The sequence below is a fragment of the Pseudomonas sp. P105 genome (genome assembly GCF_032614175.1).
Lineage (GTDB): Bacteria > Pseudomonadota > Gammaproteobacteria > Pseudomonadales > Pseudomonadaceae > Aquipseudomonas > Aquipseudomonas rhizophila.
In genome coordinates, this window is record NZ_CP126693.1 from 314,800 (window position 1) to 327,728 (window position 12,929).

Consider the following 12,929-nt stretch of genomic DNA (forward strand, 5'->3'; position numbering starts at 1 on the left):
CAAACAATCAGAATAGGCCGGGTATAGTAGCCCGCTATCGCCCAGGGAGCCGTTTATGCGCCAGAAACCCACCATACTCGATCGACGGATCGTCGCCACCAGCCGCCTGTTTTGCGTGGAAGAACTGAAACTGCGGTTTTCCAACGGCGTGGAGCGCACCTATGAGCGTTTGGCGGGCAAGGGCGCAGGTTACGGCGCGGTAATGATCGTGGCGATGCTCGACGCCGATCACGCCGTGTTGGTGGAAGAATACTGCGGCGGCACCGATGCCTACGAATTGTCCCTGCCCAAGGGGTTGATCGAGCCGGGTGAAGACGTGTTGGCGGCGGCTGAGCGGGAGCTTAAAGAAGAGGCCGGCTATGGTGCACGTCAGTTGGAACACCTGACTGAACTGTCCCTGTCCCCCGGCTACATGAGCCAGAAGATCCAGGTGGTGCTGGCGACCGATCTCTATGAAGAGCGGCTGGAAGGCGACGAGCCCGAGCCGATGCGCGTGGACAAGGTCAACCTGCGTGAGTTGTCGGCCTTGGCGCAAAACCCTCAATTCACGGAGGGCCGGGCCTTGGCGGCGCTGTACCTGGCCCGTGACCTGCTGGCCCAGCGCGGAGCGTTCCTGTCATGAATTTCCCCCATCCTCTGATGGCCCCTGTGGTCGAGCTGGCGCTCAAGGCCGGTGAGGCGATCCTGCCGTTCTGGCGAGCCAATGTGCAGGTCAACCACAAGGCCGACGCATCGCCGGTGACCGCCGCCGACATGGCCGCTCACGATGTGATCGTGGCCGGGCTGACCGCGCTGGCGCCGGATATTGCAATCCTCTCCGAAGAGGACGCCAATATCGCGCAAAGCGTGCGCGCCGGCTGGCAACGCTGGTGGCTGGTGGACCCGCTGGACGGCACCAAGGAGTTCATTTCTGGCAGTGAGGAATTCACCGTCAATATCGCACTGGTCGAGCAGGGGCGGGTGGTGTTTGGCGTAGTGTCGATGCCCACCAATGGTCGCTTTTATGTCGGTGGCGCGGGGTTCGGCGCCTGGCGTGGCGACAAGGGGGGCGAGCCGTTGCCGATCGAAGTGCGTAACGTGCCGGCGCCGGGTGATGCTTTTACGGTGGTCGCCAGCCGTCGCCATACCAGCCCGGAGCAAGAGCGTCTCTTGGGCGGCTTGAGCGAGAGCCTGGGTGAGTTGCAACTGACCAGCATCGGCAGTTCGTTGAAATTCTGCCTGCTGGCCGAGGGCGCGGCGGATTGCTATCCGCGACTGGCGCCGACGTCCCAGTGGGACACCGCCGCCGCCCAAGGCGTGCTGGAGGGTGCGGGCGGAGAGGTGCTGGACCTACGCGGCGAGCCGTTCTGCTATCCGCCGCGGGAGTCGCTGCTGAATGAATCCTTCCTGGCCTTGCCGGCAAAGGCGGCGTGGCGTGGGAAACTGCTGGAACTGGCCCGCTCCTGAATCGGCTGCCCCTTGCTGGACCTGGGACAGTTGTTGTGGCGAGGGAGCTTGCTCCCGCTGGGCTGCGAAGCGGCCCCAATGCGTCTGCTGCGCAGCCGAGCGGGAGCAAGCTCCCTCGCCACAGGGGTTTTTATGATGCTCGGGGGTCAGCGGTGCAACACGTACTGCCCCACAAATTGCACCGCTGGAACTTCGCTCCCGGCATTTATCACCTGGGTCTGCAAGGTCAGTCGCGCGCGTCCGTAGCGCCGGTAGGTGGCCAGGAAGCGTTTCCAGACCTTTTCTTCGGGAGCCTGGCAAATGACCGTGGCGTCCCTCGTGACTGGCAGTGGATAGCTGATCTGCCCTTCCTGAATGACGATATGCCCGTCCTCAATGCCCTCTTCGCGCAAGGCCAGGTGCAGCCAGCCCCAGCCGCCCAGCACTGCGCCGCAGTACAGGCTGCCGCCGAACATGGTGCTCTTGTGGTTGACGTTGGCCTCCAGCGGTAAAAACAGGCGCAGTTGCCGGGCCTGCCAGTCGAGCACCTTCAGGCCCATGTCCCGCGTCAACGGGATGTCGTGGTGCAGGATCGATTCCAGGTAGCGGCTGTCGCGGTTCATGCAGGGCCTCTTTTGAAAGGGAAGATGGCAATCACTCAAGCAGACTCAATCGGACTCATCGGCATGGCCCTGGCTGTCGCCGAAGTTCAGCCCATGCTTGCGTAACTTGTCGTGCAAGGTCTTGCGCGGAATGCCCAGGGCTTCGGCGAGGCTGCGCACCGAGCTGTGAGGGCGGGCCAGTTCGGCGGCGATCAGGGTTTTCTCGAAGTTCTCCACCTGCTCGCTCAAGCCGCCGCTGATCACTTCGACCGGGGCACCGGGACTACCGTCGGGCGCGCTGTTGTCCAGGGCCAGTTCCAGACCCAGGGCGAACCGTTCGGCGGCGTTCTGCAATTCTCGCACGTTGCCCGGCCAGCTATGGCGCAGCAGCAATGCCCGTTGGGCCGGTTGCAACTCGTGGGGCGGCAGGCCGTGACGGGCGCTGGCTTCGTCGGCGAAATGCTGGAACAGCATCAGGGCATCCTCACCGCGTTCACGCAGCGGGGGGATACGCAACGGCGCGACGTTCAGGCGGTAATACAGGTCGGCGCGAAAGCGACCCTGATCAGCGGCCTGACGCAGGTCTTCCTTGGTGGCGGCGATGACGCGGATGTCCAGCGGGATCTGTTGATTGCCCCCCAGTCGTTCCACTACCCGCTCTTGCAGCAGCCGCAGCAGTTTGACCTGAACGTCCAGGCTCATGCTTTCGATTTCATCGAGAAACAGCGTACCGCCGTTGGCGAACTCGAACTTGCCGATGCGGCGCTTCTGCGCGCCGGTGAAAGCGCCGGGCTCATGACCGAACAGCTCGCTCTCCACCACCGACTCGGCCAGGGCTCCGGCGTTGATCGCGACGAAGGGGCCGTTGCGCCGGCCCGACAGATCGTGCAGGGCTCGGGCGACTACCTCCTTGCCGGCCCCGGTTTCTCCGAGGATCAGCACATCGGCGCGGGTCGCCGCCAACGCACCGATCTGCTCGCGCAGGCGCAGTATCGAGGGTGATTGGCCGACGAGCCGGGCGCTGAGTTCATGGCGGTCGCTCAGGGCCAGGCGCAGGCTGCGGTTGTCCAGTACCAGGCGCCGCAAGGCCAGGGCCCGGCGCACGCTGTCGAGCAGGTGATCGCTGGGGAAAGGTTTCTCAAGGAAGTCATAGGCTCCGGCGCGCATGGCCTGGACTGCCAGCGGCACGTCGCCATGGCCGGTGATCAGCAACACCGGCAGCTCCGGGTCCTGGGCATGGAGTTCGCTCAGCAACTCAAGGCCGTCGATGCCCGGCATGCGAATGTCACTGACCACCACACCCGGCCAGTCGCGAGACAGTTGCCCGGCCACGCCTTTGGCCTCGGCCAGGGACAGGACCTTCAGGCCGGCCAGGTCGAGGGTCTGGCTCAAGGCCTGACGCAAGTGGGGATCGTCGTCGATCAACACCACCTCAATCCGGTTATCGATGGTCATACACTACGGTCCTCGGACGGTTGCAGGCTCACACCGGGCGCGCCAGCGCGCAACTTCAGGGTAATCAGGGCGCCGCCTTCCTTGTGATTGGCGAACGACAGTTCACCGCCGAAGGCGCGCATCAGGGTGTCGCAAATCGCCAGCCCCAGGCCAAGGCCCTGGGTGCGGGTCTTGGTGGTGTAGAAGGGCTCGCCCGCGCGACCAAGGGCTTCCATGCAAAAACCCGGGCCGTTATCGCGGATGTACAGGTTGACGCCGGTTTCGGTGGCTTCGGCACTGAGCCAGAGTTTGCGCGGCGGGCCTTTTTCAGTCAGGGCGTCGAGAGCGTTGGCCAGCAGGTTGCCGAGCACCTGGCGCAAGCGCGTTTCCCCGGCCTCGACCCACAACGTGGCGGCCGGCAGGTCGCGGATCAGTTCCACTTCCATGCTGCGCCGGCGCTTGGCGAGCAGTGCCAGGGCATCGTCCAGCGCCGGTTGCAGGGCGACACTTTCCGGGGCGTGACGGTCGCGGCGGGCGAAGGCGCGTAAGTGGGCAATGATCGAGGCCATGCGAGCGGTCAGCTCACTGATCAGCTTGAGGTTGCCTCGGGCGTCCTCGGTACGCTGGTGATCGAGCAATATTTCGGCGTTTTCGGCATAGCTGCGGATCGCCGCCAGCGGCTGGTTGAGTTCGTGGCTGATGCTGGCCGACATTGTGCCCAGGGCCGACAGCTTGCCGGCCTGCACCAGGTCATCCTGGGCGCGGACCAGTTCCTGCTGGGCCTGCTCGCGTTCCAGCACCTCTTGCTTGAGTCGCCGGTTCAGGCCTTCCAGGTCACTGGTGCGCTCGGCCACCCGGCCCTCCAGCTCCTGGCGGGCCTTGCCTTCGAAGGCGATGCGATCCAGGTAATGCCGCCGGCGCTGCATCATCAACCCGAGCAACAGCATCAGGACCAGCAAGGCCGCACCGCCGATGACCACCACGGTGCGCACCGGACGGTCGATCAGGGTACGCGGGGCGAGAATGCTCACGCTCCAGCCGGTCTCCTCAATGGACTGGGTCTGGATCAGCCAGGCGTTCGCATCCAGGTTCAGCGGTTTGGGGTCGCGGGTCGGGTAGGGCTGTACGGCGCTGATGGACTGGCGCTCCTCGTCACTTAAGGGGCGGGTCGCGCGAAATCGCCATTCTTGTCGCGAAGTGAGGATAACCACGCCGTTGTGGTCGGTCACCAGCAGTTGTTCGGGGGTTTTGCCCCAGAGGCTTTCGGTGTGGTCCAGATCCACCTTGACCACCAGTACGCCGATCACCTTTTCCCGGTCGCGCACGGCAGCGGCGAAGAAGTAACCGCGCTTGGCCGAGGTGGTGCCCAAGCCGAAGAAGCGTCCCAGCCGCCCGGCCATTGCTTCGATGTAATACGGCCGGAAGGCAAAATTGCGTCCGACGAAACTGTCGTGTTTATCCCAGTTCGATGCCGCGAGGGTTTTGCCGGTGGGGTCCATCAGGTACATGACTTCTGCGCCGGTCTGGGCGCTGATGTTTTTCAGCAGTCGATTGGCATTGCCCTGGATGATGCCGTCGTCCGGTGCCAGTAAAGTGGCGCGCAGGGCCGGCAGCTCACCGAGAATCTGTGGCAGCACTTCATAGCGATGCAGGGTGCCCAACAGGTTGGCGACGTAGAGATCGAGGGTCTGGCGGTTCTGCCCCGCCAGTTCACTGCGGTAGTAACGCTCGGCCAGATGTTCCAGCGGCCACAGCAACGGCGCCAGGCACAGCGCAAGCAAGGCCAGGCTGCGCCAGCGGGGTCTGCGGGGAAGAGTGGAATTCATGAGCATCAGGCGCCTGTGGGGACAGGCGCATTATGCCTAGTGTCCGGCGGCAAGGCACTGGTGCAGCGCGCTTTGCCAGTCTGGCTGACTTACACCCCATTGCTGAAGCAGGCGTGTGCAATCCAGACGCGAGTTCAGCGGGCGTGGGGCCGGAGTCGGGTAGGCACTGGAGGGGATGGGCTCAAGCACCGCGCAGGGTTTGTGCTGCTCGATCAGGTGCTCGCCGATGGCCTGGGCAAAGCCGAACCAGGACGTTTCACCCTGCGCCGTCAGGTGGTAAGTCCCCCAGGCGCCGCACCGGCCGGCCTGCCAACGTTCAATCAAGTGGGCGGTGCTGTCGGCGATAGTCCCGGCCCAGGTCGGTGCGCCGATCTGATCGTCCACCACCCGCAGGTGCGATTTTTCCTGCAGCAGGCGTTGCATGGTCAACAGGAAGTTGCGGCCTTCGTTGGAGTACACCCAACTGGTGCGCAAAATCAGGTGCTGCCCGGCGACGTGGCGAATGGCGTCCTCGCCGGCCAGCTTGCTGCGCCCATAGACACTCAGCGGGTTGGGCGAGTCGGTCTCGGTGTAGGGCTCAGGCTTGCGGCCATCGAAGACGTAATCGGTGGAGTAGTGGATCAGCGGGACACCCAACTCGACCGCCACTTGAGCCAGGACGCCCGGCGCCGTGGCATTGATGGCGAAGGCCCGTTCCGGTTCGCTCTCGGCCTGGTCGACGGCGGTGTGGGCGGCGGCGTTGATGATCAGGTCAGGCCGCAGGGCAGTGATGGGCGAACGAAGGTGATCGGGGCGCGCCAGGTCGAGTTGGTCGCTGCCGCGCACGATCAACTCAGCCATGCCGGCCAGGCGCGACTGAAGTGCTCGGGAGACCTGGCCGTTCTGGCCGATGATCAGGATGCGCAAGGAGGTACTCATGGGAACAGGTCGGCCTCGTGCAGAGCCTTGCCGGCCTGGTCCTTGGGTGACAGGATCGGCGCACTCTCCAGTTCCCAGTCGATGGCCAGGTCCGGGTCGTCCCAGCGAATGCAGCGCTCGGCCGAGGGCGCGTAGTAGTCGGTGGTCTTGTAGAGAAAATCAGCGCAATCGCTGAGCACGACGAAGCCATGGGCGAAGCCTGGCGGGACCCACAACTGCCGATGGTTCTGCGCTGACAGGCGTACGCCCACCCATTGCCCGAAAGTGGCTGAACTGCGACGAATGTCCACCGCCACGTCGAGCACTTCCCCGGCAATGACCCGCACGAGTTTTCCCTGGGCCTGTTCAATTTGATAATGCAGGCCGCGCAACACGCCCCTGGCCGAGCGCGAGTGGTTATCCTGGACGAACTGCAACGCGCAGCCGGTGGCCTCGGCGAACGCCCGAGCGTTGAAACTCTCATAGAAAAAGCCGCGATCATCACCGAAAACCTTCTGTTCGATGATCAGGACTTCAGGCAGGCGGGTGGCGATGATGTTCAACGTGTCTCTCCAGCGATCTGGAACAGGTATTGGCCGTAGCCGGTCTTGCCAAAGTACTGGGCGCGCTCAAGGATGTGCTCGCGGCTGACCCAGCCCTGTTGGTAGGCAATTTCTTCCAGGCAGGCGACTTTCAAACCTTGGCGGTGCTCGATGGTTTGCACATATTGCGAAGCCTCCAGCAGGCTGTCGTGGGTGCCGGTGTCCAGCCAGGCGAAACCACGGCCGAAACGCTCGACGTGCAGGTCGCCGCGTTGCAGGTAGACGTTGTTGACGTCAGTGATTTCCAGTTCGCCTCGTTTGGAGGGTTTGATGGTCTTGGCGATCTGGATCACGTCGTTATCGTAGAAATACAGGCCGGTTACCGCGTAGCTGGATTTGGGCGCGGTAGGTTTTTCTTCAATGGAAATGGCCCGCCCTTGAGCATCGAAATCGATCACGCCAAAACGCTCAGGGTCTTTGACCCAGTAACCGAATACCGTCGCGCCAGTCTGCCGGGTGGCGGCCGTCTGCAGTTGTTCGCCGAAATGCTGGCCGTGAAAAATGTTGTCGCCCAGGATCAGGCACACCGGATCGTTGCCGATAAATTGCTCGCCGATCAGGAACGCCTGGGCCAGGCCATCGGGCGATGGCTGCTCGGCGTAGTGAAATTGCACGCCAAACTGACTGCCGTCGCCCAACAGATTGCGGTATTGCGGCAAGTCCTGAGGGGTGGAAATCACCAGGATGTCCTTGATGCCGGCGAGCATCAGCACCGAAATCGGGTAATAGATCATCGGCTTGTCGTAAACCGGTAATAACTGCTTGGAAACTCCAAGAGTAATCGGGTGCAGTCGGGTGCCGGAGCCGCCGGCCAGAACAATACCTTTTGTCATGCAATCGATTCCTTGTTGTCGAGCGAGCCCAGGCGCTCGCCCTGATAGCTACCGTCCTGGACACGTCGGCACCACAGCAGGTTTTCGAGGTACCACTGCACGGTCTTACGCAGGCCGGTCTCGAAGGTTTCCTGGGGCGTCCAGCCCAGTTCACGCTCGATCTTGCCGGCATCGATGGCGTAGCGCAGGTCGTGGCCGGGGCGGTCTTTGACGAAGGTGATCAGGTCGGCATAGTGCTCCACGCCGTCGGGCTTGTGGGGCGCCAGTTCTTCGAGCAGGGCGCAGATGCCGCGCACCACGTCGATGTTCTTCTGTTCATTGTGGCCGCCAATGTTGTAGGTCTCGCCCACGGCACCTTCGGTCACGACCTTGAGCAGCGCCCGGGCATGGTCTTCGACGTACAGCCAGTCGCGCACTTGTTGGCCATCGCCGTATACCGGCAACGGCTTACCGGCCAGGGCATTGAGGATCACCAGCGGAATGAGCTTCTCGGGAAAGTGAAACGGCCCATAGTTGTTGGAGCAGTTGGTCAGCAGCACGGGCAAGCCGTAAGTGCGTTGCCAGGCGCGTACCAGATGGTCGGAAGCCGCCTTGCTCGCGGAGTACGGCGAGCTGGGGGCGTAGGCGGTGGTTTCGGTGAACAAATCATCCACGCCGTGCAGGTCGCCATACACTTCGTCGGTGGAAATGTGATGGAAGCGAAACGCGCGCTTCTGCGGCTCGGCCAGGGTCTGCCAATAGGCGCGGGTGGCTTCCAGCAGGCTGTAGGTGCCCACGATATTGGTCTGGATAAAGTCCGCCGGGCCGTCGATGGAGCGGTCCACGTGGGACTCGGCCGCCAGATGCATGATGGCCTCAGGCTTGAACCTTGCCAGTATCGCGCTGACCGTCGGTTGATCGACGATGTCGGCCTGGACGAACTCGTAGCGGCTGTCGTGATCGATGCTGCTCAGCGATTCGAGATTGCCGGCATAGGTCAGCTTGTCGAGGTTCAGGACCTGATGTCCGGTATCAAGGATCAAGTGCCGTATAAGCGCCGAGCCGATAAAACCGGCACCGCCGGTGATGAGAATGCGCATCCGAATAAGCCTTCTTCCGTAATACAACATAAGCGATTGGAGCATAGCTTGTCGGCATGGCGAGTGCGGTGCAAGCGGGATATTTCGGGGGGCTCTCACGGGCTTGTAAATTCAGCTGTGGTGAGGGGTTGCTTATCCCCCGACTCAATGGCGAGATAGACATCCGATAAAACCACCTCAGGGGTCGTTGTATGCCACTCGCTACGTTGGTTCACCGTGCCAGTTTGCCAAGCCCACAGATCAGTGCCGAACAGGCGCTGGTGCTGCTGCGCTCGAATTACGGACTCAGCGGTGACCTGCGACCCTTGGGCAGCCAGCAGGACCTCAACTATCGCGTCGACAGCGAGCGCGGACGGTTTGTGCTGAAGATTTGCCATGGTGACTATGCCGTCCAGGAACTCCAGGCCCAGCATGCCGCCCTCAAGCACCTGGCCGAGCACGGCGCGGTAAAAGTGCCGCGGGTGATCGCCGCCAATAATGGCCAGGACCTGTTGACCCTGGAGCTCGCAGGACAAGCGGTTCATGTGCGACTGCTGGAGTACATCGACGGCCAGTCGCTCACCCAGCTTAACCATTGGGGACCTGAACTGGTCAGGGGGCTGGGGCGCTTGTGCGCACAAATCGACCTGGCGCTGGCCACGTTCGATCACCCTGGCCTGGAGCGCACCCTGCAATGGGACGCCCGCCACGCCAATGCACTGGTCGGCCATCTGCTGCCCGTCATCGACGATGATCAAGAACGCAACCTGATCGCCGAGGCGGCGCAACAGGCCGAACGCCGCTTGCAGCCGCTCAAGGCCAGCCTGCCGGTGCAGGCGATCCACATGGACATCACCGATGACAACGTGGTCTGGCAGCGCGATGCCCAGCGCCAATGGCAATTGCAGGGCGTCATCGATTTCGGCGACCTGATCCGCACCTGGCGCGTTACCGATCTGTCGGTGACCTGTGCAGCCTTGTTGCACCATGCCGACGGCGATCCGTTTTTCATCCTGCCGGCGATCAAGGCTTACAACGCGCTCAACCCGCTGCAATATGAGGAGCTGCTGGCGCTTTGGCCGCTGATCGTTGCCCGCGCTGCCGTGCTGGTGCTCAGCGGTGAACAGCAGGTATCCATTGACCCGGAAAATCAATACAGCCGCGACAACCTGGACCATGAGTGGGAGATTTTCCGGATTGCTCAGTCGGTCCCGTTCGAACTGATGGAAGCGGCGATCCTCACGTCCGTGGGCCACCATCTGCCACCCGTTGCCAGTGAAGGCTTTGTGCCGCTGTTGCCGACCTTGGTGGGCCGCGAGTTCGCCCTGATCGACCTGGGTGTACTGAGCCCGCATTTCGAAGCCGGTAACTGGGAGCAGGAGGGGATCGACCAGCGTCTGCTGAGCGAAGCCGCCGCGGTCCATGGATTGGCCGCCAGCCGCTACGGGCAGTACCGATTGTCTCGGACTCGGCCGGACAGCGCCGTTGAACCGGATACTTATCCATTACACGTAGAATTGCAGGTGCCGCGGGGCACGCCGCTGGAATCGCCGTTCGCCGGGGTGGTGCACAAGGCTGCCGACGGCATGTTGCAACTGGACAGCGTGCAACTGAGCATTCGGCTGTGGGGCGTGACATCGCCGCTGCATTCCGGGGCTGCGCTGGTCAAGGGCCAGGTCTTGGGCGAAGTCGATGGACCGTTGCGGGTGCAGTTGTGTCGTGGCGCTCAGCTCAATCCGCCGTTGTTCTGCACGCCATCCAGGGCGCCGGCCTGGCAGGCGCTCTGCCCCTCACCAGCGGTGCTGCTGGGACTGGCCTGTGATGCCGAGCCAGAGATCGACCCCCAGCAGTTGCTGGCCCGTCGCGATGCGAGCTTTGCCCGTTCGCAGAAGCACTATTACGTTGATCCGCCGCGCATTGAGCGCGGCTGGCGCAATCACCTGATCGACATGCAGGGCCGCTCCTACCTGGACATGCTCAACAACGTCGCGGTACTGGGACACGGGCATCCGCGTATGGCGGCGGTGGCCGCCCGGCAGTGGTCGCTGCTCAACACCAACTCCCGCTTTCACTATGCCGCGATTGCCGAATTTTCCGAGCGCTTGCTGGCGCTGGCGCCGCCCGGCATGGATCGGGTATTTCTGGTCAACAGTGGCACCGAGGCCAACGACCTGGCGATCCGCCTGGCCTGGGCCTACAGCGGCGGCCGGGACATGCTCAGTGTGCTGGAGGCCTATCACGGCTGGTCGGTAGCGGCCGATGCGGTCTCGACGTCCATTGCCGACAACCCTCAGGCCCTGAGCAGTCGCCCGGATTGGGTGCATCCGGTGACCGCGCCAAACACTTATCGCGGTGAATTCCGCGGCCCCTACAGCGCGCCGGACTACCTGCGCAGCGTCGAGCACAACCTGGCAAAAATCGCCGAACACAAGCGTCAGCTCGCCGGCTTCATCTGCGAACCGGTGTACGGCAATGCTGGCGGGATCGCACTGCCGCCGGGGTATCTGAAGCAGGTCTACGCGCTGGTGCGCGAGCGCGGCGGCGTCTGCATCGCTGACGAAGTGCAAGTCGGCTACGGGCGCATGGGAGAATTTTTCTGGGGCTTCGAAGAACAGGATGTAGTACCGGACATCATCACCATGGCCAAGGGCATGGGTAACGGCCAGCCGCTGGGAGCGGTCATCACCCGCCGGGAAATCGCCGAGGCGCTGGAAGCAGAAGGGTATTTTTTCTCGTCAGCCGGCGGCAGCCCGGTCAGTTGCCAGATCGGCATGGCCGTGCTGGACGTCATGGAAGAAGAAAAACTGTGGGAAAACGCCCGGGCAGTGGGTGGGCATTTCAAGGCCCGCCTGCAAGCCTTGATCGACCGATATCCGTTGGTCGGTGCGGTGCATGGCTCCGGTTTTTACCTGGGCGTGGAACTGATCCGCAACCGCGACACCCTCGAGCCGGCCACCGAAGAAACCACGGCGCTGTGCAATCGCCTGCGGGAGCTGGGTATTTTCATGCAACCGACCGGCGACTACCTGAACATCCTCAAGATCAAACCGCCGATGGTCACCACCCGCCAGAGCGTGGATTTCTTTGTCGATATGTTGGCGAAGGTGTTGGACGAGGGGCTTTGACTAACTGAGGCAAACGCTTTCCCTGTGGGAGCGGGCTTGCTCGCGATAGTGGTGAACCCGTCTGCAGCGATGTCAGATGGGGGATCGCATTGCGAGCAGGCTCGCTCCCACAAGGTTTTGCGTGGTTAATAGTTCGATTTTTGTCGGTATTTTTTGCGACTGGCGTGTGGTTTTAAATCTATATCGCTTCTAAAGTCGATTTTTATCGGTTATAAAGTCGACACCACACATGCTCTGGAGCTCCCTTCATGAGTCGTATCGTCACCGTTGCCGCCACCCAGATGGCCTGTTCCTGGGATCTGGAGGCCAATATCGAGATCGCTGAACAGCAGGTTCGCGAGGCCGCCGCCAAAGGGGCGCAGATCATCCTGCTTCAGGAGTTGTTCGAGACGCCGTACTTTTGCCAGAAGCCCAACCCGGACTACCTGCAATTGGCGACTCCGGTCGAAGATAACGTCGCCATCAGGCATTTTCAGAAAGTCGCCAGGGAGCTTCAGGTCGTCTTGCCCATCAGCTTTTTTGAACGGGCCGGTCGTGCGCGTTTCAACAGTATTGCGATCATTGATGCCGACGGCCGTAACCTGGGGGTATACCGCAAGAGTCACATCCCGGACGGTCCTGGCTACCATGAGAAGTACTATTTCAACCCTGGCGATACCGGTTTCAAGGTCTGGAATACCCGCTACGCCAGGATCGGCGTGGGCATCTGCTGGGACCAGTGGTTTCCCGAGTGCGCCCGCAGCATGGCGCTGCAAGGTGCGGAAATCCTGTTTTACCCGACCGCCATTGGCAGCGAGCCGCACGACAAGAGCATTTCGTCCCGCGATCACTGGCAGCGCGTGCAACAAGGCCATGCCGGCGCGAACGTAATGCCGCTGGTGGCCAGCAACCGCATCGGCAACGAAGAGCAGGATGGCTACGACATCACGTTCTACGGCTCCTCGTTCATCGCCAATCAGTTCGGTGAAAAGGTCCAGGAATTGAACGAAACCGAAGAAGGCGTGCTGGTGCACAGCTTTGACCTGGACGAGCTGGAACACATTCGCAGTGCCTGGGGCACTTTCCGTGATCGTCGTGCGGACCTGTACGGCTCGATCAAAACCCTCGATGGCTCACTGGAGTCCTGA

The 12,929-nt window shown here is 62.4% G+C and carries 11 protein-coding genes; 4 read left to right on the forward strand and 7 right to left on the reverse strand.

Translation table 11 applies throughout. The features are described from left to right. Positions 1–55 precede the first annotated feature (55 nt). Together nudE and cysQ are read left to right on the forward strand one after the other, a co-directional pair. The gene (gene nudE / locus QOM08_RS01330) at positions 56–622 is read left to right on the forward strand and encodes an ADP compounds hydrolase NudE (RefSeq protein WP_316912458.1); all 567 of its coding nucleotides are present in this window, start codon (positions 56–58) and stop codon (positions 620–622) included. Then, complete coding sequence (gene cysQ, locus QOM08_RS01335) at positions 619–1,446, forward strand: 3'(2'),5'-bisphosphate nucleotidase CysQ (protein WP_107323082.1); 828 nt, start codon at positions 619–621, stop codon at positions 1,444–1,446. Before nudE ends, cysQ begins: the two co-directional genes overlap by 4 nt. Positions 1,447–1,592: 146 nt before the next feature. Here the strand turns inward: cysQ and QOM08_RS01340 are convergent, their stop codons facing one another. Genes QOM08_RS01340 through rfbB form a run of 7 tightly spaced genes read right to left on the reverse strand, consistent with a single transcriptional unit; the run spans position 1,593 to position 8,698 of the window. Then, positions 1,593–2,048: a YiiD C-terminal domain-containing protein gene (locus QOM08_RS01340; protein ID WP_316912459.1), complete on the reverse strand. Its 456-nt coding sequence runs from the start codon at positions 2,046–2,048 to the stop codon at positions 1,593–1,595. 45 nt (positions 2,049–2,093) lie between these two features. Further along, positions 2,094–3,482, reverse strand: a complete 1,389-nt coding sequence (locus QOM08_RS01345) for a sigma-54-dependent transcriptional regulator (RefSeq protein WP_047226861.1) — start codon at positions 3,480–3,482, stop codon at positions 2,094–2,096. After that, positions 3,479–5,287 carry an ATP-binding protein gene (locus QOM08_RS01350; protein WP_316912460.1) on the reverse strand — a complete coding sequence of 603 codons (1,809 nt, stop codon included), beginning with the start codon at positions 5,285–5,287 and terminating at the stop codon, positions 3,479–3,481. The genes QOM08_RS01345 and QOM08_RS01350 overlap by 4 nt, the downstream gene beginning before the upstream one ends. Positions 5,288–5,323: 36 nt before the next feature. Next, positions 5,324–6,205, reverse strand: a complete 882-nt coding sequence (rfbD, locus tag QOM08_RS01355) for a dTDP-4-dehydrorhamnose reductase (RefSeq protein ID WP_139048817.1) — start codon at positions 6,203–6,205, stop codon at positions 5,324–5,326. Beyond that, a complete protein-coding gene (gene rfbC, locus QOM08_RS01360; RefSeq protein WP_316912461.1) occupies positions 6,202–6,747 on the reverse strand; it encodes a dTDP-4-dehydrorhamnose 3,5-epimerase in 546 nt (181 codons plus the stop codon). The genes rfbD and rfbC overlap by 4 nt, the downstream gene beginning before the upstream one ends. Then, positions 6,744–7,619 (reverse strand): glucose-1-phosphate thymidylyltransferase RfbA, encoded by an 876-nt coding sequence (gene rfbA, locus QOM08_RS01365; protein WP_316912462.1) that lies wholly within the window; start codon positions 7,617–7,619, stop codon positions 6,744–6,746. Before rfbA ends, rfbC begins: the two co-directional genes overlap by 4 nt. Next, positions 7,616–8,698 carry a dTDP-glucose 4,6-dehydratase gene (rfbB, locus tag QOM08_RS01370; protein WP_316912463.1) on the reverse strand — a complete coding sequence of 361 codons (1,083 nt, stop codon included), beginning with the start codon at positions 8,696–8,698 and terminating at the stop codon, positions 7,616–7,618. Before rfbB ends, rfbA begins: the two co-directional genes overlap by 4 nt. 191 nt (positions 8,699–8,889) lie before the next feature. On the opposite strand from rfbB, the gene QOM08_RS01375 reads away from it, so the two are divergent. Then, complete coding sequence (locus QOM08_RS01375) at positions 8,890–11,802, forward strand: aminotransferase (protein ID WP_316912464.1); 2,913 nt, start codon at positions 8,890–8,892, stop codon at positions 11,800–11,802. A gap of 248 nt (positions 11,803–12,050) precedes the next feature. Continuing rightward, positions 12,051–12,929: an N-carbamoylputrescine amidase gene (gene aguB / locus QOM08_RS01380; protein WP_076383287.1), complete on the forward strand. Its 879-nt coding sequence runs from the start codon at positions 12,051–12,053 to the stop codon at positions 12,927–12,929.

Bases quoted from the DNA above. Each gene is read 5' to 3' on its own strand.
- nudE (WP_316912458.1), top strand. From the start codon at position 56: ATGCGCCAGAAACCCACCATACTCGATCGACGGATCGTCGCCACCAGC.
- cysQ (WP_107323082.1), top strand. From the start codon at position 619: ATGAATTTCCCCCATCCTCTGATGGCCCCTGTGGTCGAGCTGGCGCTC.
- QOM08_RS01340 (WP_316912459.1), bottom strand. From the start codon at position 2,048: ATGAACCGCGACAGCCGCTACCTGGAATCGATCCTGCACCACGACATC.
- QOM08_RS01345 (WP_047226861.1), bottom strand. From the start codon at position 3,482: ATGACCATCGATAACCGGATTGAGGTGGTGTTGATCGACGACGATCCC.
- QOM08_RS01350 (WP_316912460.1), bottom strand. From the start codon at position 5,287: ATGAATTCCACTCTTCCCCGCAGACCCCGCTGGCGCAGCCTGGCCTTG.
- rfbD (WP_139048817.1), bottom strand. From the start codon at position 6,205: ATGAGTACCTCCTTGCGCATCCTGATCATCGGCCAGAACGGCCAGGTC.
- rfbA (WP_316912462.1), bottom strand. From the start codon at position 7,619: ATGACAAAAGGTATTGTTCTGGCCGGCGGCTCCGGCACCCGACTGCAC.
- rfbB (WP_316912463.1), bottom strand. From the start codon at position 8,698: ATGCGCATTCTCATCACCGGCGGTGCCGGTTTTATCGGCTCGGCGCTT.
- QOM08_RS01375 (WP_316912464.1), top strand. From the start codon at position 8,890: ATGCCACTCGCTACGTTGGTTCACCGTGCCAGTTTGCCAAGCCCACAG.
- aguB (WP_076383287.1), top strand. From the start codon at position 12,051: ATGAGTCGTATCGTCACCGTTGCCGCCACCCAGATGGCCTGTTCCTGG.